The sequence below is a fragment of the Rhodococcus sp. NPDC056960 genome (assembly GCF_042674125.1).
GTDB lineage: Bacteria > Actinomycetota > Actinomycetes > Mycobacteriales > Mycobacteriaceae > Rhodococcus_F.
In genome coordinates, this window is the sequence record NZ_JBHURF010000005.1 from 17,284 (window position 1) to 35,449 (window position 18,166).

Annotated in this window: 14 protein-coding genes; 6 read left to right on the forward strand and 8 right to left on the reverse strand. The window is 69.2% G+C overall.

Going from position 1 to position 18,166, the window contains the following annotated elements; all coding sequences use genetic code 11:
* Window positions 1–231 precede the first annotated feature (231 nt).
* Both ACFTWF_RS09185 and ACFTWF_RS09190 read left to right on the forward strand, forming a co-directional pair.
* Window positions 232–4,740 (forward strand): ATP-dependent helicase, encoded by a 4,509-nt coding sequence (locus ACFTWF_RS09185; protein WP_378460927.1) that lies wholly within the window; start codon window positions 232–234, stop codon window positions 4,738–4,740.
* A gap of 1 nt (window position 4,741) precedes the next feature.
* Window positions 4,742–5,491, forward strand: coding sequence for a DNA-formamidopyrimidine glycosylase family protein (locus ACFTWF_RS09190; RefSeq protein ID WP_378460928.1), 750 nt, complete (start codon window positions 4,742–4,744; stop codon window positions 5,489–5,491).
* On the opposite strand, the gene ACFTWF_RS09195 is transcribed toward ACFTWF_RS09190, so the two are convergent.
* Both ACFTWF_RS09195 and ACFTWF_RS09200 read right to left on the reverse strand, forming a co-directional pair.
* Window positions 5,488–6,219, reverse strand: a complete 732-nt coding sequence (locus tag ACFTWF_RS09195; RefSeq protein ID WP_378460929.1) for a DUF1353 domain-containing protein — start codon at window positions 6,217–6,219, stop codon at window positions 5,488–5,490. The two genes, ACFTWF_RS09190 and ACFTWF_RS09195, sit on opposite strands and share 4 nt — an antisense overlap.
* A 7-nt stretch (window positions 6,220–6,226) precedes the next feature.
* Window positions 6,227–6,805 (reverse strand): TetR/AcrR family transcriptional regulator, encoded by a 579-nt coding sequence (locus ACFTWF_RS09200; protein ID WP_378460930.1) that lies wholly within the window; start codon window positions 6,803–6,805, stop codon window positions 6,227–6,229.
* Between the two features lie 52 nt (window positions 6,806–6,857).
* Between ACFTWF_RS09200 and ACFTWF_RS09205 the strand changes: the two genes are divergently transcribed.
* Both ACFTWF_RS09205 and ACFTWF_RS09210 read left to right on the forward strand, forming a co-directional pair.
* On the forward strand, window positions 6,858–7,817 hold the full coding sequence (locus ACFTWF_RS09205) for an oxygenase MpaB family protein (protein ID WP_378460931.1): 960 nt from the start codon (window positions 6,858–6,860) through the stop codon (window positions 7,815–7,817).
* A 184-nt stretch (window positions 7,818–8,001) separates the two neighbouring features.
* On the forward strand, window positions 8,002–8,538 hold the full coding sequence (locus ACFTWF_RS09210) for a hypothetical protein (protein ID WP_378460932.1): 537 nt from the start codon (window positions 8,002–8,004) through the stop codon (window positions 8,536–8,538).
* On the opposite strand, the gene glpD is transcribed toward ACFTWF_RS09210, so the two are convergent.
* Window positions 8,516–10,258 carry a glycerol-3-phosphate dehydrogenase gene (gene glpD, locus ACFTWF_RS09215; protein ID WP_378460933.1) on the reverse strand — a complete coding sequence of 581 codons (1,743 nt, stop codon included), beginning with the start codon at window positions 10,256–10,258 and terminating at the stop codon, window positions 8,516–8,518. The genes ACFTWF_RS09210 and glpD overlap by 23 nt on opposite strands.
* A gap of 50 nt (window positions 10,259–10,308) precedes the next feature.
* Between glpD and glpK the strand changes: the two genes are divergently transcribed.
* The gene (glpK, locus tag ACFTWF_RS09220; protein WP_378460934.1) at window positions 10,309–11,802 is read left to right on the forward strand and encodes a glycerol kinase GlpK; all 1,494 of its coding nucleotides are present in this window, start codon (window positions 10,309–10,311) and stop codon (window positions 11,800–11,802) included.
* Here the strand turns inward: glpK and ACFTWF_RS09225 are convergent.
* Both ACFTWF_RS09225 and ACFTWF_RS09230 read right to left on the reverse strand, forming a co-directional pair.
* Window positions 11,787–12,971, reverse strand: coding sequence for a PLP-dependent aminotransferase family protein (locus ACFTWF_RS09225; RefSeq protein ID WP_378460935.1), 1,185 nt, complete (start codon window positions 12,969–12,971; stop codon window positions 11,787–11,789). The two genes, glpK and ACFTWF_RS09225, sit on opposite strands and share 16 nt — an antisense overlap.
* A gap of 169 nt (window positions 12,972–13,140) precedes the next feature.
* Window positions 13,141–14,544 (reverse strand): NAD(P)H-quinone dehydrogenase, encoded by a 1,404-nt coding sequence (locus tag ACFTWF_RS09230; protein WP_378460936.1) that lies wholly within the window; start codon window positions 14,542–14,544, stop codon window positions 13,141–13,143.
* Between the two features lie 116 nt (window positions 14,545–14,660).
* Here ACFTWF_RS09230 and ACFTWF_RS09235 point away from each other — a divergent pair, with 116 nt between their 5' ends.
* Window positions 14,661–15,122 (forward strand): gamma-glutamylcyclotransferase, encoded by a 462-nt coding sequence (locus ACFTWF_RS09235; protein ID WP_005256966.1) that lies wholly within the window; start codon window positions 14,661–14,663, stop codon window positions 15,120–15,122.
* Between the two features lie 13 nt (window positions 15,123–15,135).
* On the opposite strand, the gene ACFTWF_RS09240 is transcribed toward ACFTWF_RS09235, so the two are convergent.
* From ACFTWF_RS09240 to ACFTWF_RS09250, 3 genes are read right to left on the reverse strand one after another with little or no spacing between them, the layout of a single operon-like run.
* Window positions 15,136–16,287: a M20 family metallopeptidase gene (locus ACFTWF_RS09240; RefSeq protein WP_378460937.1), complete on the reverse strand. Its 1,152-nt coding sequence runs from the start codon at window positions 16,285–16,287 to the stop codon at window positions 15,136–15,138.
* On the reverse strand, window positions 16,284–17,444 hold the full coding sequence (locus ACFTWF_RS09245) for a M20 family metallopeptidase (protein ID WP_378460938.1): 1,161 nt from the start codon (window positions 17,442–17,444) through the stop codon (window positions 16,284–16,286). The genes ACFTWF_RS09240 and ACFTWF_RS09245 overlap by 4 nt, the downstream gene beginning before the upstream one ends.
* Before the next feature lie 12 nt (window positions 17,445–17,456).
* A complete protein-coding gene (locus tag ACFTWF_RS09250; RefSeq protein ID WP_378460939.1) occupies window positions 17,457–18,155 on the reverse strand; it encodes an enoyl-CoA hydratase/isomerase family protein in 699 nt (232 codons plus the stop codon).
* Window positions 18,156–18,166: the final 11 nt, after the last annotated feature.

Consider the following 18,166-nt stretch of genomic DNA (forward strand, 5'->3'; position numbering starts at 1 on the left):
TTGATCGATGGTCGAGTGCATGATGCTCCTCCGTAAAACAGCCCGACAGGTCATGTCTGTGACGGAACGGATCCCCACACCGCACGGCGGGGAAGTGATCCAGGTCATGTTCCGATGACACGAAAGTAGCATACGAACCATCAGGCGGTCCATAGAAATCATCTAGTGGATCGCTTTGGTATTTCAGTCCATGCCACACGGGGTGTCGTACCCCCGGTGCACTATGGAACGGTGACCGATGTCCTGGGCAGGTTCTCTGCCGCCACGCGCGAGTGGTTCGGCGGCGCCTTTCCTGCGCCGACGGCCGCCCAGCTCGGTGCGTGGGAGTCGATCGCCAGCCGCGCACACACGCTCGTCGTGGCCCCCACCGGGTCGGGCAAGACGCTGTCCGCGTTCCTGTGGTCCCTCGACCAGCTCGCCGCCACCGACGGCAAGGACCGCAAGACCAAGGTCCTCTACATCTCCCCGCTGAAGGCACTGGGCGTCGACGTCGAACGCAACCTGCGCGCGCCGCTCGTGGGGATCACGCAGACGGCGAAACGGCTCGGGCTCACGCCGCCGGAGATCTCGGTGGGCGTCCGCTCCGGCGACACACCGGCCGGCGACCGGCGCGCGCTGATCAAGAATCCGCCCGACATCCTCATCACCACCCCCGAGTCACTGTTCCTCATGCTCACGTCCGCCGCGCGCGAGACGCTGACGCAGGTCGACACCGTCATCGTCGACGAGGTGCACGCGGTGGCCGGCACCAAGCGCGGCGCGCACCTGGCGTTGTCGCTCGAACGCCTCGACCAGCTGCTCGAGACGCCGGCGCAGCGCATCGGACTGTCCGCGACGGTGCGGCCCCACGAGGAGGTGGGCCGGTTCCTGTCCGGTTCGGCGCCCATCCGGATCGTGGCGCCGCCGTCGCCGAAGACGTTCGACCTCACCGTGCAGGTGCCCGTCGAGGACATGACGGAACTCGGGGTGGCGGAACCCGCCGAGGGTTCGGCCTCGGCGACCCCGCAGGCGGGGTCGATCTGGCCGCACGTCGAGGAACAGATCGTCGACCTCGTGCTGGCGCACCGGTCGTCCATCGTGTTCGCCAACTCGCGGCGCCTCGCCGAACGCCTCACCGCGCGTCTCAACGAGATCTACGCCGAACGCGCCGGAACCGCCGTCGACAAGAACCCGAAACCCGCCTCGCAGATCGGCACGCCGTCCGAGGTCAATTTCGGCGCGGACCCCCTGCTCGCCCGCGCCCACCACGGGTCGGTCAGCAAGGATCAGCGGGCCCTCATCGAGGACGACCTCAAGTCGGGACGGCTACGGTGCGTGGTCGCGACGAGCAGCCTCGAACTCGGAATCGACATGGGTGCAGTCGATCTCGTGATCCAGGTGGAGGCCCCGCCGTCGGTGGCGAACGGGTTGCAGCGCGTCGGCCGCGCCGGACACCAGGTCGGGGAGATCTCGCGCGGCGTGGTGTTCCCCAAGCACCGCACGGACCTCGTGCACTGCGCCGTCACCGTCGAGCGGATGGTCACCGGCAAGATCGAGGCGCTCGCCGTCCCCGCCAACCCGCTCGACATCCTCGCCCAGCACACCGTGGCGGCCACCGCACTCGAACCGCTCGACGTCGACGACTGGTTCGAGACGGTCCGGCGCAGCGGCTCGTTCGCGACGCTGCCGCGCTCTGCGTACGAGTCCACCCTCGACCTCCTCGCGGGTCTCTACCCCTCCGACGAATTCGCCGAACTGCGGCCCCGCCTCGTCTGGGATCGCGAGGCCAACACCCTCACCGGACGTCCCGGGGCACAGCGACTCGCCGTCACGTCGGGTGGTGCCATCCCCGACCGCGGTCTGTTCACGGTGTACATGGTCGGTGAGAAGGCTTCCCGCGTCGGCGAACTCGACGAGGAGATGGTGTACGAGTCGCGGGTCACCGACGTCTTCGCACTCGGGGCCACCAGCTGGCGGATCGAGGAGATCACCTTCGACCGGGTGCTGGTCAGCCCCGCCTACGGTCAGCCGGGGCGCCTGCCGTTCTGGCACGGCGACGGGCTGGGGCGTCCGGCCGAGCTGGGCGAGGCCCTCGGACAGTTCCTGCGGGAGATCTCGCTGGGGCACGAGACTGAGGTGCAGGAACGCTGCCGCACCGGCGGACTCGACGAGAACGCCACCAGCAATCTCGTGCAGCTCGTCGCCGAGCAGAAGGCGGCGACCGGGCAGGTCCCCACCGACCGCACGCTGGTGGTCGAACGGTTCCGTGACGAACTCGGCGACTGGCGGCTCATCCTGCACTCGCCGTACGGTCAGCGCGTCCACGCCCCGTGGGCGCTGGCCGTGAGCGCCAGGCTCAGCGAACGGTACGGTCTCGACTCGAACGCGACCGCCTCCGACGACGGCATCATCGTGCGCCTCCCCGACACCGACGACACCCCGCCCGGCGCCGCCCTGTTCGCGTTCGACACCGACGAGATCGAGGACATCGTCACCGAACAGGTCGGCGGGTCCGCGCTGTTCGCGTCGCGGTTCCGCGAATGTGCGGCCCGGGCGCTGCTGCTGCCACGCCGCACACCGGGCAAACGCGCGCCGCTCTGGCAGCAGCGCCAACGGTCCGCCCAGCTGCTCGACGTGGCCCGCAGGTATCCGACGTTCCCGATTCTGCTCGAGACCGTCCGCGAGTGCCTGCAGGACGTGTACGACCTCCCGGCGCTGAAAGACCTGTTCCGCAAGCTCGCACGCCGTCAGATTCGCATCGTCGAGGTCGAGACGCAGTCGCCGTCGCCGTTCGCGGGCGCGCTGCTGTTCAACTATGTCGGCGAGTTCATGTACGAGGGCGACAGCCCCCTCGCCGAGCGCCGGGCGGCGGCCCTGTCCCTGGACTCGACGCTGCTGGCGGAGCTGCTCGGGCGGGTGGAACTGCGCGAACTGCTCGACGCCGACGTCATCACCCACGCCGAACTCGAACTGCAGCGTGTGCTCCCCGACCGCAAGGCGAAGGACCTGGAGGGCGTCGCCGACCTGCTGCGCCTGCTCGGGCCCCTCACCTCCGAGGAAGTCGCCGCCCGGTCGACGACCGATCCCGCCCCCTGGCTCGACGAGCTCGTGCGCGCCAAACGAGCGCTCGCCGTGTCGTTCGCCGGTCACGACTGGTGGACGGCCATCGAGGATGCGGCACGCCTACGGGACGGCCTCGGGGTGCCGCTGCCGATCGGTGTTCCCGCCGCGTTCATCGAACCCGTCGACGATCCTCTGGCCGACCTGTTCAGCCGGTACGCCCGCACCCATGGCCCGTTCACGGTCACCGACGCGGCTGCCCGGTTCGGGCTCGGCTCGGCGGTGGCCCGCGACGTGTTGCAGCGGCTCGCACAGGGCAAACGGGTCGTCGAGGGCGAATTTCGTCCCGGCGCCACGGGCAGCGAATGGTGCGACGCCGAGGTGCTCCGCCGTCTCCGCAGGCGTTCGCTGGCCGCCGCGCGTCAGGAGGTCGAACCGGTCAGCACGGCGACGCTTGGCCGCTTCCTCCCGAGCTGGCAGCACGTCGGGGGCACACTGCGCGGTATCGACGGGGTGGCCACCGTCGTGGAACAGCTTGCGGGCGTTCCGGTTCCCGCGTCGGCGCTCGAATCCCTGATCCTGCCGTCGCGGGTTGCCGACTACTCCCCCGCCATGCTCGACGAACTCACGTCCACCGGTGAGGTGTTGTGGTCGGGAGCGGGCAGCATCTCGGGCAAGGACGGATGGGTGTGTCTCCACCCGGCCGACACCGCTCCGCTCACACTGACCGCGCCGGTGGAATCGGAACTCTCGGAGGTGCAGAGCCGGGTCCTCGACACGCTGTCCGGCGGCGGCGCGTACTTCTTCCGGCAACTCGCGGACACCCTCGACATGTCCGACGACACGGCACTGGCCACCGCCTTGTGGGATCTGGTGTGGCTCGGACATATCGGCAACGACACCCTCGCCCCGGTGCGCGCCCTGCTGTCGGACACGACTCGGACCACGACGAGCCACCGCGTGCCGCGACGACCACCACGCGCTCGCGCCTACCGCAGCCTCGCCGTTCCCAAGCGCACCGCGCCGCCCACGGTCGGGGGCCGGTGGTCGATCCTCCCCGCCGCCGAATCCGATGCCACCCTGCGCGCCAGCGCCACCGCCGAACTGCTGCTGGAGCGATACGGGGTGGTCACGCGCGGGTCCGTGATGACCGAGAACGTGCCCGGTGGCTTCGCGTTGATGTACAAGGTGCTGGGCACGTTCGAAGACAACGGTCGCTGCCGGCGGGGACATTTCGTCGAATCGCTCGGCGGTGCGCAATTCTCCACCCCACCCGTGGTGGACCGACTCCGGAGCTACGGCGACTCACTCGAGGGCAGACATACCGCGCTGCCCGCCGTGACGCTCGCCGCGAGCGATCCGGCCAACCCGTACGGTGCGGCGCTCCCCTGGCCGAAACGCGGTGACGACGCACCCGCGCACCGGCCCGGACGCAAGGCCGGCGGACTGGTGGTGCTGGTGGAGGGTGAGCTGATCCTGTTCGTCGAACGGGGCGGTCGCACGGTGCTCACGTTCACCGACGACCCCGGTGTTCTCCGCACCGCGGCCGTCGCCCTCGCCGGGGTCGTCAAACGCGGCGGGATCGACAAGATCGTGGTCGAGAAGGTCGACGGCGACACCATCCACGGCAGCGACTTCGCTCCGATCCTGACCGAGGCCGGATTCTCGCCCACGCCGCGCGGTTTCCGGTTGCGGGCCTGAGATGCCCGAAGGCGACACCGTCTGGCGCACCGCCAACTCGCTGCGCGACGCCCTGGTGGGCAAGGTACTGACCAGGTGTGACGTGCGGGTGCCGCGATATGCGACCGTCGACCTGTCCGGCCAGGTCGTCGACGAGGTCGTCAGCCGGGGAAAGCACCTCCTCATCCGCGTCGGCGACCACTCCATCCACACCCATCTGAAGATGGAGGGCGCGTGGCACATCTACGCGCCGGACTCGAAGTGGAGGCGGCCGACCCATCAGGCGCGCATCGTGCTCGCCACCGATGATCGGGTGGCGGTCGGATTTTCGCTGGGCATCACCGAGATCCTGGCGCGTGACGACGAGGAGTCCGCGGTCGGGCACCTCGGTCCCGACGTGCTGGGACCGGATTGGGACGCCGACACCGCGATCCGCAATCTGCGGGCCGCCGGCGACCAGCCCATCGGCCTGGCGCTCGTCGACCAGCGCAACCTGGCCGGTCTCGGCAACGTGTACCGCAACGAAGTCTGCTTCCTCCGCGGCGTCCACCCCTACACTCCGTCGAATGCGGTGGCCGATCTGCCCGCGATGGTGGCGCTGGCGCACCGCATGATTCACGCCGACAAGAACAACTCCATCCGGCATCGGTCGTGGGTGTACGGGCGGGCCGGACAGCGCTGCCGCCGGTGCCGGACGGTGATCGAGGGCCACGACCTCGGTCAGCAGCAGATCTTCTTCTGCACGTACTGCCAGCCGCCCGTCGGGACCTAACGCAGAACCGTGGTCGGTGGCCCGAGCGGTGGCGGCCTGCGTGTCCGCCGGCGGCCGAACAGCCAGGCGGCACCGTCCGGCACCCACAGCACCGCGGCGGTGGCGATGGTCAACAGATATGTCGGTGCGATGACGGGCAGGAGAATGCAGCCGAGCAGGGCGACGGGGAAATCCCTGCGCCACAGCAGGGACAGCGCGACCGGCAGCACGAGAAAGAGGGCGGCGAGACCGAAGTGCGCGGTGGCCAGTGCCCACGGCACCCCCACCACCCAGCACACCATGCCCAGCACGTGGTGCGCGATCAGCAGGAACCGGGCAAAGTCGGTGAAGCTCCAGAATCGTCCGACCTCGACCCCGACCCAGAAGATGCGACTGCGGAACGGCCCGACGCCCTCGTCGAGCAGGGCCAGCCGGAACAGCTCGTCCGCGCGCCGTCGCAGCGCGTTGCCCTCCTGCCCCTGTGCGCTCGCACGTTTGCAGAGGTCGTCGTGCATGATCGCGGGCAGCAACTGACGGCCGTACGGGGTGAGCAGTCCTTGCAGCGGGGCGGGGATCGACGCGAGATCCGTGCGCAGCAGACACGGCATCGGCGCGCACCCGGGCACCGTCACCACCGTGTCGTCGTGGACGTAGACGAATTCGCCGACGAGTTGGAAGAACTTGCGGTCGAGCACCCGGAGCTCGGGTTGCGGGCGAGTCGGATCGTCCACGGATACCTGGAACGGCATGCGCACCTCACTCGTGGCCGGCCTTGTTTGCCTCCACCACCAGAGTGACGCAATGCGCGACGAATTGCTCGCGCGACGCGGCAACAGTTCCGTCGAGGTATCCGATGAACAGAGTCGTGAGTGCGCCCACGACACCGATCGCGACGAGTTGCTTCTCCACCTCGTCGTCGACGGCCGAGAGCTGGTCGTGCACCAGCCCGACGAAGCCGGGCATGAGGTCGATGCCCCGCCGGCTCAGCGCGGGTTCGGACAGCGGGGCGAGCAGCAGCACACGGCCCATCGCGGGATCGTCGACCATCAGTTTCACGAACGCGTCGACGGCGGCCTCGGCGCGCTCCCGGGCGGTTCGGGTGGACGCGACGGCCTCGACGAGCGCGGTCTGCGCCTGATCGCCCACGGCGGCGTAGACCGAGCGCACGAATTCGTCCCGGTCCCGGAACGACTCGTAGAAGTACCGCTCGGTGAGCGACGCGGCGCGGCAGACCGCGCGCACGTTCACCGCCGGACCGTCCGGCGCACCGAGCAGCGCGACGCCCGCGCGCAGCAGCGAGTTCCGCCGCGCTTCCCGTCGGTCCTCCAACGTCACTCGTCCGCCTCCGTTCTTGACTACGCGTGTTGTCAGATCTTAGTCTGACAACGTGTGTAGTCACTTGAACGCGGACGGCACGCCCGTCCCGGCCCCGGCTCCCATCCCGCTCGGCCCCGATTCGCTGACCTGGAAGTATTTCGGCGACTGGCGCGGAATGCTGCAGGGCGTCTGGGCCGGGTCGATGCAGAACATGCATCCCGGACTCGGCGCGGGCGTCGAGGAACACTCCCGCTTCTTCGACGAGCGCTGGCAGCGGCTCTACCGGTCGCTGTACCCGATCGGCGGCGTCGTGTTCGACGGCGACCGTGCGCAGCAGACCGCCGAACAGGTGCGCGGATACCACGACACCATCAAGGGGATCGACAAGCACGGCCGCAGGTATCACGCCCTCGATCCCGACACGTTCTACTGGGCGCACGCCACCTTCTTCATGGGCACCGTCCTCACGGGCGACCACTTCATGGGTGGTCTCGGCGAGGACCAGAAGCGCCGGCTGTTCACCGAGCACATCCAGTGGTACCGGCTCTACGGGATGAGCATGCGGCCCGTCCCCGACACCTGGGAGGCCTTCCAGGAGTACTGGGACCACATGTGCCGCAACGTCCTCGAAGACAACAAGGCCACCCGCGACGTCCTCGACCTCTCCGGTCTCGGCGTGCCCCCGTTCCTGTCGTGGCTACCCGATCCGATCTGGGCGATCCTCCGTGTCCCGGTGGCGAAGGGATTCGTGTGGCTCACCGTCGGCATGTACGACCCACCGGTCCGCGACCTCCTCGGCTACCGCTGGACCACGCGCGACGCGCGGCTGCACAAGGCCGTCGGCCGCGCGGTGGGCGCCGCCTTCCGCCTCGTCCCGTGGCGGTACCGCTATCACCCGCGTGCCCGCGCCGGCTGGGACCGCGAGACCGGGCGAACGCCCGCACACGCACCGCTCGTCCACACGCCGCCGCGCAATCTTCCACCGGCCGGACGGCGCGACGACCCGCAGCACTACAGCCCGAAACTCTGAGTTCCCAGGGAGCTCACAGACAACGAACACACTGCTCACGGGTTCGAGGACGATGCTCGATCCCATGGAATTCTTCGCTGTTGCAGCCCTCGTCGTCATGGCGCTCTCCGGGGTCGTCGCCGCACACGCACCGAAATCGCTCGTCCACACTCGCTGATCGCATGCGCATGGAATGCTCGGGAGCATGGAGTGGGACCTTCCGAAGCTCTTCAACCGCCCCGCGCAGTTGACCGATGCCTCGATCGACACCGAACGTGTCGCCCGCCGCATCAGCGCCTACATCTACGGCAACATCCTCGTCCTCGCCGCGCTGATCCCCGTCACCAAGGCGCAGGAAACCGTCGGCATCGCGATCGTCGTCGGGGCGGCGCTGTCCACGTTCCTCGCGCACGTGTTCGCCGAGTCCGTCGGCCAGACACTGCGTCTCGACCGCACCCTCACCCGTGCCGAACGCGGCGGGGAACTCCGCGACGGCCTGCCCATCCTCACGTCGGCCGTGTTTCCCAGCGTCATCCTGGGCATTGCGCTGATCGGCTGGCTGGAGCCGAGAACGGCGCAGCTGATCGCCGAGTTGGTGATGATCACGAGGATCGCGTCGATCAGTTACGTGATCAGCCGACTGCGCCGCGAGAAGGTCACGTCCGGCACCCATTGGGCGGCGTTCGGTCTGGCCGTGGTCGCGACGATCATCGTGATCATCAAGGTATTTCTGACACACTGACCGGCGGTTCGAGCAGTTCGATGCGCGATTCGGGAGCCGCCGCCCGCAACGCGTCGGCGGACAGGTCGTCGGGCTGAGCCTGCGACTGCACCTCCGCCTCCACCCGCGCCTGATACGTCTTCACCTCACGGTCGACGTCGTCGGCGTCCCAGCCGAGGACCGGAGCCACCAGCTGCGCCACCTGCTCGGCACAGTTCACACCGCGGTGCGAGTACTCGATCGCGATGCGCGTGCGCCGGGCGAGGATGTCGTCGAGATGCAGCGCACCCTCGGCCGCCGCCGCGTACACGACCTCCACCTGCAGGTACGCGGGCGCATCCGTGATCGGCTGGAGCAGTTCCGGCTTGTCGGACGCCAGATCGAGCACCTCGCCGATCAGCGACCCGTACCGGTCCAGCAGGTGCTTCACGCGGTACGGGTGCAGTCCGTACAACTGGCCGAGGTGGACGGTCTGGTTGACCAGCGCGAAGTAGCCGTCCGCGCCCACGAGGGGGACCTTCTCGGTGATGGACGGCGCCATCCGCGCCGGAATGTCTTCGGCCGCGAGATCCACGGCGTCCTCGGCCATCACACGGTACGTGGTGTATTTGCCGCCGGCGATGGCGACGAGACCCGGCGCGACCCGCGCGACGGCGTGCTCGCGGGACAGCTTGGACGTCTCGTCGCTCTCCCCCGCGAGCAACGGACGCAAACCCGCGTAGACGCCGTCGATGTCGTCGTGGGTCAGCGAGGTCACCAGCACCTTGTTGACGTGGCCGAGGATGTAGTCGATGTCGGCCTTGGTGGCCGCCGGGTGCGCGAGGTCGAGGTTCCAGTCCGTGTCGGTGGTGCCGATGATCCAGTGGCTGCCCCACGGGATCACGAACAGCACCGACTTCTCGGTGCGGAGGATGATCGCGGCGTCGCTCACGATCCGGTCGCGCGGCACGACGATGTGGACGCCCTTGGAGGCGCGGACCCGGAACCGGCCCCGCTGTCGCGACAGCGCCTGGATCTCGTCGGTCCACACTCCCGTGGCGTTGATGACGACGTGCGCCTTCACGTCCGCGGTGCGCCCGTCCTCACAGTCCCGGATCCGCACCCCGGACACCCGGTCCGCTTCCCGGAGGAAACCGACCACCTGCGTCGACGTCCGCACGACGGCCCCGTAGTGGGCGGCGGTGCGCGCGACGGTCATGGTGTGCCGGGCGTCGTCGACGACGGTGTCGTAGTACTGGATGCCGCCGGTCAGCGAGTTGCGTTTGAGCCCGGGCGCCATCCGCAGCGCACCCGCGCGAGTGAGATGCTTCTGCGCCGGAACCGATTTGGCGCCGCCCATCCGGTCGTAGAGGAAGATGCCCGCCGCCATGTAGGGGCGCTCCCACAGCCGGTGGGTGATCGGGAACAAGAACTTGAGCGGCTTCACGAGATGCGGCGCGAGGGTGGTCAGCGACAGTTCCCGTTCGCGCAGCGCCTCCCGGACCAGACCGAATTCGAGCTGTTCGAGATAGCGCAGGCCGCCGTGGAACATCTTCGACGAGCGACTCGACGTTCCCGACGCGTAGTCGCGCGCCTCCACCAGCGCCACCTTCAGCCCGCGGGTGGCCGCGTCGAGCGCCGCACCGGCCCCGACCACACCGCCGCCGATCACGACCACGTCGAACTGTTCGGTCTGCAGCTTGTCCCAGGCGGCATCGCGCTGCCGGGGACCGAGGAACTGCACACCTGGCTGACTACTCAACTCGGGCTCCTGTGAGATGACGACGGATTCATGCCCAGGCTAGTAGCTTCATGCGTGTGATTCAGTACATCGCCGCGATAGACCAGGGCACCACCTCCAGCCGCTGCATGATCTTCGATCACGACGGTGCGGTGGTCAGTGTCGCCCAGAAGGAACACGACCAGTTCTTTCCGCGCGCAGGCTGGGTGGAACACGACCCGATGCAGCTGTGGATCAACACCCGCGAGGTGGTGGCGTCCGCGCTCGCGAAAGCCGATCTCACCAAACGCGACATCGCCGCGATCGGCATCACCAATCAGCGCGAGACGGCGGTGGTGTGGGACCGGAACACCGGAGAACCCGTGTACAACGCGATCGTCTGGCAGGACACGCGCACCGACGCACTGTGCACGGAACTCGGCGGCGACGAGGGGTCCGGCCGGTACCGGAAGCGCACCGGCCTGCCGCTGTCCACGTATTTCTCGGGGCCGAAGGTCCGATGGATCCTCGACAACGTCGACGGCGCACGCGAGAAGGCGGACGCGGGCGAACTCTGCTTCGGCACCATCGACAGCTGGATTCTGTGGCACATCACGGAGGGCACCCACGTGACGGATGTCACCAACGCGTCCCGCACTCTGCTGATGAATCTCGAGACGCTCGACTGGGATCCGGAGATCTGCGCCGATTTCGGCATTCCGATGTCGATGCTGCCCGAGATCCGCAGCTCGTCCGAGGTCTACGGCGTCGGACGCGAACGCGGGACGCTGCCGGGCGTGCCCGTCGCGGGAATCCTCGGCGACCAGCAGGCAGCGACGTTCGGGCAGGCCTGCCTGTCGGAGGGCGAAGCGAAGAACACGTACGGGACGGGGAACTTCCTGCTGCTCAACACAGGGACCACACCCGTGCACAGCAAGCACGGCCTCCTCACCACCGTCTGCTACAAGATCGGTGACGCGCCGGCCGTGTACGCACTGGAGGGGTCGGTCGCCGTCACCGGTTCACTGGTGCAGTGGCTGCGCGACAACCTGGGAATCATCCAGTCGGCCAAGGACATCGAGGACCTGGCGAAGTCGGTCGACGACAACGGCGGCGCGTATTTCGTGCCCGCGTTCTCCGGACTGTTCGCACCACGGTGGCGTCCCGACGCCCGCGGCGCCATCGTGGGGCTCACCCGGTTCGTGAACAAGGGCCACCTCGCCCGGGCGGCGCTGGAGGCCACCGCGTACCAGACCCGCGAGGTGATCGAGGCGATGCGCGCCGACTCCGGTGTCGCCCTCGCGACGCTGAAGGTGGACGGCGGCATGGTCGTCAACGAGACCCTCATGCAGTTCCAGTCCGACATCCTCGGCGTGCCCGTCATCCGTCCCGTCGTCAACGAGACGACGGCGCTGGGCGCGGCCTATGCGGCCGGTCTTGCGGTCGGGTTCTGGGAGAGCGAGGACGACATCCGGGCGAACTGGGCCGTCGACAAGACGTGGGAGCCCGCGATGGACGAGGCCGAGTCCACCCGGCTCTACGCCGAGTGGAACAAGGCCGTCGAACGGACCTACGACTGGGCGTGATCGGCGTAGGCCGCGCCGAGTCGCGCCGCCGCATCCGTCAGCGTGTCCTCAGAACAGGTCGCGAAGCACAGCCGCAGCGCGCTCCGGTGCCCGGCGGCGACGCCGAACGCGGATCCGGGGACGAAGGCCACGCCGTGCTCCACCGCGGTCTGCAGCAGCGCCGCGGTGTCCAGGCCCGGGTCGGCGAACTCGGTCCAGCAGAACATCCCGCCGACTGCTGACGACACCCGGGCGCGGTCGCCGAACGTCGAGGACACGCCGTCGGCGAGTGCCCGGGCACGGGACCCGTACCGGTCGCGCAGCATGTCGAGGTGCAGGTCCAGCCACGGTTCGTCGGACAGCAGTCCCGCGGCGATCTGGTGCGTCAGGGACGAACCGCACAGGTCTGCGCCCTGCTTGAGCAGTTCGACGGCCTCGCACACCCGCCGGTCGCCGTGCAGCCACCCGACCCGGAGTGCGGGTGCCAGGATCTTCGAGGCGCTGGACAGCCGGATCACCCGATCCGACAGTGCCGCCACGGGCGCGGGGGGTGGACCGTCGAAGAAGAGTTCGCCGTACGGGTCGTCCTCGACCACCCAGAAGCCGTACCGGTCGGCCAGCGCGGCGAGGTGCTCCCGGCGCCCCTGCGCGAGGACGACGCCGCGCGGATTGTGGAAGTTGCTCACCGTGTGGACCACGGCGGGCCGCAGCCCGTCGGTGAGCAGACCCTCCAGGGCCGCGGTGTCCATGCCGTCGGCGTCGAGCGGGACGGACCGGACGTCGGCCTCCGCCGCCCGGAACACCTGCAGCGCTCCGGTGTAGGCGGGTTCCTCGACGATCACGACGTCGCCGGGATCGAGGAGCACCTGAGCCAGGAGGCTCAGCGCCTGCTGCGAGCCGTGGGTGACGACGACGTCCGCGGCGCCCAGCGGTCTGCCGATCCGGGCGCCCTCACGTTCGGCGAGCACGTCGCGGAGCCGGCGCAACCCGGTGGTCTCGCCGTACTGGACGGACGCCGGGTCCGCGAGCGCGAGTTCCGCTTCCTTCCGGATGCGTTCGCGCGGAATGAATTCAGGGTCGGGCAGCCCGCCGGCGAGGCTGACGACGTCGGGCCGGGCGGTGAGGGTGAGCAGGTCACGGATGGCGGAGCTGTGCAGCCCCGCCATGCGGCGGGCGAGTGAGTGCGGCATGTACGACTCCCAGGAGGCACGTCGAAGCGGAGGTCAGGTGGGGAACACCCTGTCCGTCCTGGGTCTGCGGGGCGGGAGAGCGCCGAGGCACGGTCGATGATTTCGAACCGTGCCTCGACTATCCCACCGCACACGTCAGTATGTGAAATGCGCCTCTCACATTTCGGGATCAGTCCAGGTCGTCGTGCCGCATCAGCTGACGTGCCGCCTCGGTGATCGACCCGGTCAGCGACGGGTACACCGAGAACGTCGCGGCGAGATCGTTGACGGTGAGGTTGTTCTGCACGGCGATCGCGATGGGGAGGATCAATTCCGACCCGTTGGGGGCGACCACCACGCCGCCGATCACCACACCGGTGGCCGGGCGGCAGAAGATCTTCACGAAACCGCGGCGCAGACCGGACATCTTCGCGCGCGGGTTGGTGTTGAGCGGCAGCATGACGGTGCGGGCGGGCACCTCGCCGTCGTCGATCGCGGCCTGGCTCACGCCCACCGTCGCGATCTCGGGGCGGGTGAACACCGCCGACGCCACCGTCTTCAGCTTGATCGGGCTGACGCCCTCACCGAGCGCGTGGTACATCGCGATGCGGCCCTGCATGGCGGCGACCGACGCCAGCGGCAGCAGGCCGGTGCAGTCGCCCGCCGCGTAGATCCCCGACACCGGCGTCCGCGACACCCGGTCGACACGCAGGTAGCCACCCTTGTCGAGTTCGATGCCCACCTTCTCCAGCCCGAGATTCTGGGTGTTGGGCACCGAACCGACGGTCATCAGGGCGTGGCTGCCCTCGACCGTCCGGCCGTCGGCGAGCACGACGACGATGCCGTCCTCGGTGCGCTTCACGGCGTCGGCCCGGGCGTGCTTGACGAGGGTGACGCCGCGTTCGGCGAGGACGTCCTCGAGCACGAGGGCGGCGTCGGCGTCCTCGCCGGGCAGGACGCGGTCGCGGCTGGACACCAGGGTGACCTTGACACCCATCTCGGTGTAGGCGGACACGAACTCGGCGCCGGTCACACCGGAACCGACGACGACGAGGTGCGTCGGCAGCTCGTCCAGGTCGTAGAGGTCGCGCCAGGTCAGGATGCGCTCGCCGTCCGGCTCGGCGCCGGGGATCACGCGGGGGCTCGCACCGGTGGCGATGAGGACGACGTCGGCGTCGAGGGTCTTCTGCTCACCGTTCTCCAGGGTGGCGCACACCTGGTGCGACGCCATGCCGAGCCGCGAGTCGGTGAGCTCGGCGGTGCCCGACAGCAACTCGACCCCGACCGTCTGCAGGCGGGTGCGGATGTCGGAGGACTGCGCCTGCGCGAGGCTCTTCACGCGGGCGTGGATCTGCGGCAGGGCGACCGTGGCCTGTTCCGGATCGAGCGCGATGCCCAGGTCGGTGGCGCGCCGCATGTCGGTGCGCACCCCGGTGGAGGCGATGAACGTCTTGGACGGCACGCAGTCGAACAGGACGCAGGCGCCGCCCAGCCCGTCCGAATCGATCAAGGAGACGGAGGCGCCGTGCTGTGCGGCCACCAGCGCTGCCTCGTATCCGGCAGGCCCGCCACCAATGATCACGATTCGGGTCATCTGTCCTCCAATTCAACTGACGACCGGGGTCTCCGGCCGGCTTCTCGAGCGGTCGCAGCGCGTCGTGTCGTGCACTGCATGCAACAGATTACTAGCCACCGTTTAGGCTTGCCGCCGTGTCGATCTATGCCGCCTACGGGTCCAACATGCATCCGGAGCAGATGTTGCAGCGCTGCCCTCACTCACCGATGGCGGGGACGGGGTGGCTGCACGGCTGGCGCCTGACGTTCAGTGGCGGGGACATCGGCTGGGAGGGCGCACTCGCCACCGTGGTCGAGGACCCCGATTCCAAGGTGTTCGTCGTGCTCTACGACGTCCCCGAGGAGGACGAGGTCAGCCTCGACCGCTGGGAGGGCTCCGAGCTCGGCATCCACCGCAAGATCCGCGTCCGCGTGGACACCGACGGCGAACCCGTTCTCGCGTGGCTGTACGTGCTCGACGCCTACGAGGGCGGCCTGCCGTCGGCGCGCTACCTCGGGGTGATGGCCGACGCCGCGGAGATCGCCGGAGCCCCCTCCGACTACGTGCGCGACCTGCGCACCCGCAACAGCCGCAACGTCGGGCCCGGCACCGAATAGGGCCTGCCGGGCCTCAACCCAGCACGAGGCTCGACAGCACCCGCACACCCACGCCCAGCGCCCGCTCGTCCAGGTCGAACGTGGGCTGGTGGATGTCGAGTTGCTCGCCGACGCCCGACCACACACCCAGCCGGGCCATCGCGCCGGGAACCTCTTCGAGATACCAGGAGAAGTCCTCGCCGCCGCCGGACTGCGGCGTGTCGGCGAGGGCGTCCGGGCCAACCGTCCGGATGGCGTCCTCGAACATGCGGGTCGACACCTCGTCGTTGACGACCGGAGGGACACCGCGGCGGTAGTTGAGCTGGTAGCGGACCCCGGTGGGCGCGAGCAGCCCGTGGACGATCTCCCGGACCAGCGGTTCGAGCATCTCCCACGTCTCGTGGTCGCCGGTCCGCACGGTGCCGGTCATCATGCCGGTCTGGGGGATGGCGTTGGGAGCCCGGCCGGCGCTGACGGCGCCCCACACCATCACGGTGCCGGTGCGCGGGTCGATGCGGCGGCTCAGCATTCCCGGCAACCCGGTGACGACGGTACCCAGCGCGAACACGAGGTCGGTGGTCAGATGCGGACGCGAGGTGTGCCCGCCCGGTGAGTCGAGCACCACCTCGATCGTGTCGGCCGCGGACGTGATCGCACCGAGCCGGACGCCGACCCGCCCGGCCGCCAGCCGCGGATCGCAGTGCAGGGCGAAGATCCGCGACACACCGTCGAGCCGCCCGGCCGCGACCACCTCGAGCGCGCCGCCGGGCATGACCTCCTCCGCGGGCTGGAAGATCAGCCGGACACCCACCGGCAGGTCCGGGATCTCGCTGAGCGCCAGCCCCGTTCCGAGCAGGATCGTGGTGTGAGCGTCGTGCCCGCACGCGTGCGACACACCAGGGACGGTCGACGAGTACGTGGCGCCGGTCAGTTCCTGGAGCGGGAGGGCGTCCATGTCGGCGCGCAAGGCGATGCGGGGCCCGTCCGACGGTCCGAGGTCACAGGTGAGCCCCGTTCCCCCGGGAAGCAGTTCGGGTGTCAGACCGGCCGCCGCCAGCCGTGTCCCCACGAATTCCGTCGTCGCGTACTCGTGCCGCGCCAGTTCGGGATTGGCGTGGATGTGCCGCCGCCACTGGGAGAGTTCGTCGGTGTGAGCGAGAATCCATTTGTCGACTGCCGCGTTCACCGGCGATCAACTCCTTCCAACAGCCGCACCCGCTGTGTGTCGTCCGTTGCGGCGCGAACTGCCGTGCGAGCCAGTGCAATCGCTCCGTCGACCACGGCGCGGTCGGCGGACTCCGTGATGCACGCCGCCGCGAACCGGGGCTGATGCGTCACCGCCCCGTCCGAGTCGAGGCCGATGATGGGGTGAATTCCGGGCAGGACGTTGGTGACGTTGCCCATGTCGGTACTGCCCAGCGGCCGGACGCCCTCCCACTCGAGCGGCAGCGGCGTCCGTCCCATGTCGACGATCTGCTCGCGGTACGTCGCGACCAGCCAGGGGTCGGGCGTGAGTTCCGTGTACGTGGGCGAGACCGTGCGGATCTCGTGGGTGCAGCCGGTGGCGAGGGCCCCTGCCGCGAAGCACGCCTCCGCGCGTGCCGTCAGCTCGGACAGCGCCCATCCCGTCTCGGCACGCAGGTAGTAGAGCATCTCGGCGCGTGCAGGGACGATGTTGGGTGCGGTGCCGCCGTCGGAGACGATCCCGTGGATCTGCTGGCCCGGCGAGAGGTGTTGGCGGAGCAGGCCGATGCCGACCTGCGCGACGGTGGCCGCGTCGGCGGCGTTGCGGCCGAACTCGGGTGCGGCGGACGCGTGCGCCTCGCGGCCGTTGAACGTGACCGCGATGTCGGCCAGCGCGAGCGACGTCGCCCCCGTGATGTCGATCGGACCCGGGTGGACCATCAGCGCGGCCGCGACACCGTCGAAGACACCCCGCTCGAGCATGACGATCTTTCCGCCGCCACTCTCCTCGGCGGGCGTCCCGATGACCCGCACCGTGATCCCGAGCCGCTCGGCCACCGTGGCGAGCGCGACGCCGGCGCCGACGGCCGACGCCGCGATGATGTTGTGCCCGCACGCGTGGCCGATCTCCGGAAGGGCGTCGTACTCGGCGCAGATGCCGATGACGAGGTCGCCGCTGCCGAAGGACGCGTCGAACGCCGTCGGCAGGTCCGCGACCCCCGACCGCACGTCGAACCCGCTGCGTTTGAGCAGTTCGGTGATCTTCGCGACGCTGCGGAACTCCTCGAACGCGAGTTCGGGTTCGCTGTGGATCGAATGGGACAGCGCTATCAGATCGGTCTCGATTGACCTGACCGCCGCCTCGACATCCGCATTCACGTGCTCATTCTCTCACCCGAAGCTGAAGTTGCTCTTGTCCGTCACCGTGGCGAGCGCGGCGAGGGCGTCGTGATGGATGCCGCGCTTGATCCCGGCCAGGTTGGCGCCGCGGGTGGCGGTGAGCGCGGCGGCCCGCGTCACGGCCGCCGCGAGGACGCCGTCACCGTCCGCGATCTCGTCGACGATGCCCGCTGCCAGCGCGTCGGGACCGCCGTAGCGGCGGCCCGTCGTCATCGCCTCGACCGCGGTCTGCTTGGGCAGGCGCCCGTTCAGGAGCGCCGACATTCCCACGGTGAAGGGGATGTTCAGCGACACCTCGGGGAGGCAGTAGAACCCGCGGTCGGCGCGCATGACCCGGAAGTCGTGCGACGACGCGAGCATCGCGCCGGCACCGAAACCGTGCCCCTGGACCGCGGCGACGGTGGCCATCGGGAAGGCGAGGAGGCGGCTGTAGATCGTGTGCACGCGGTCGAGATAGTCCGGCAACTTGTCGGTGTTCGCGAAGATCCAGGTGGTGTCCAGGCCGTTCGTGAAGTACTTGCCCGTCGCGGTCGTCACCAGGGCCGCGGGTCCCTCGGAGGCTTCCGCCTCGTCCAGCGCGGCGTGGGTGGCGTCGATCCAGTCCGGATGGAAGCGGTTCTCGTTGTCCGTCTCGCCCTCGTTGCCGAGGTACAGGATGAATACGTCACCGTCGCGATCTAGATAGGGCATGGGTGGAAGAC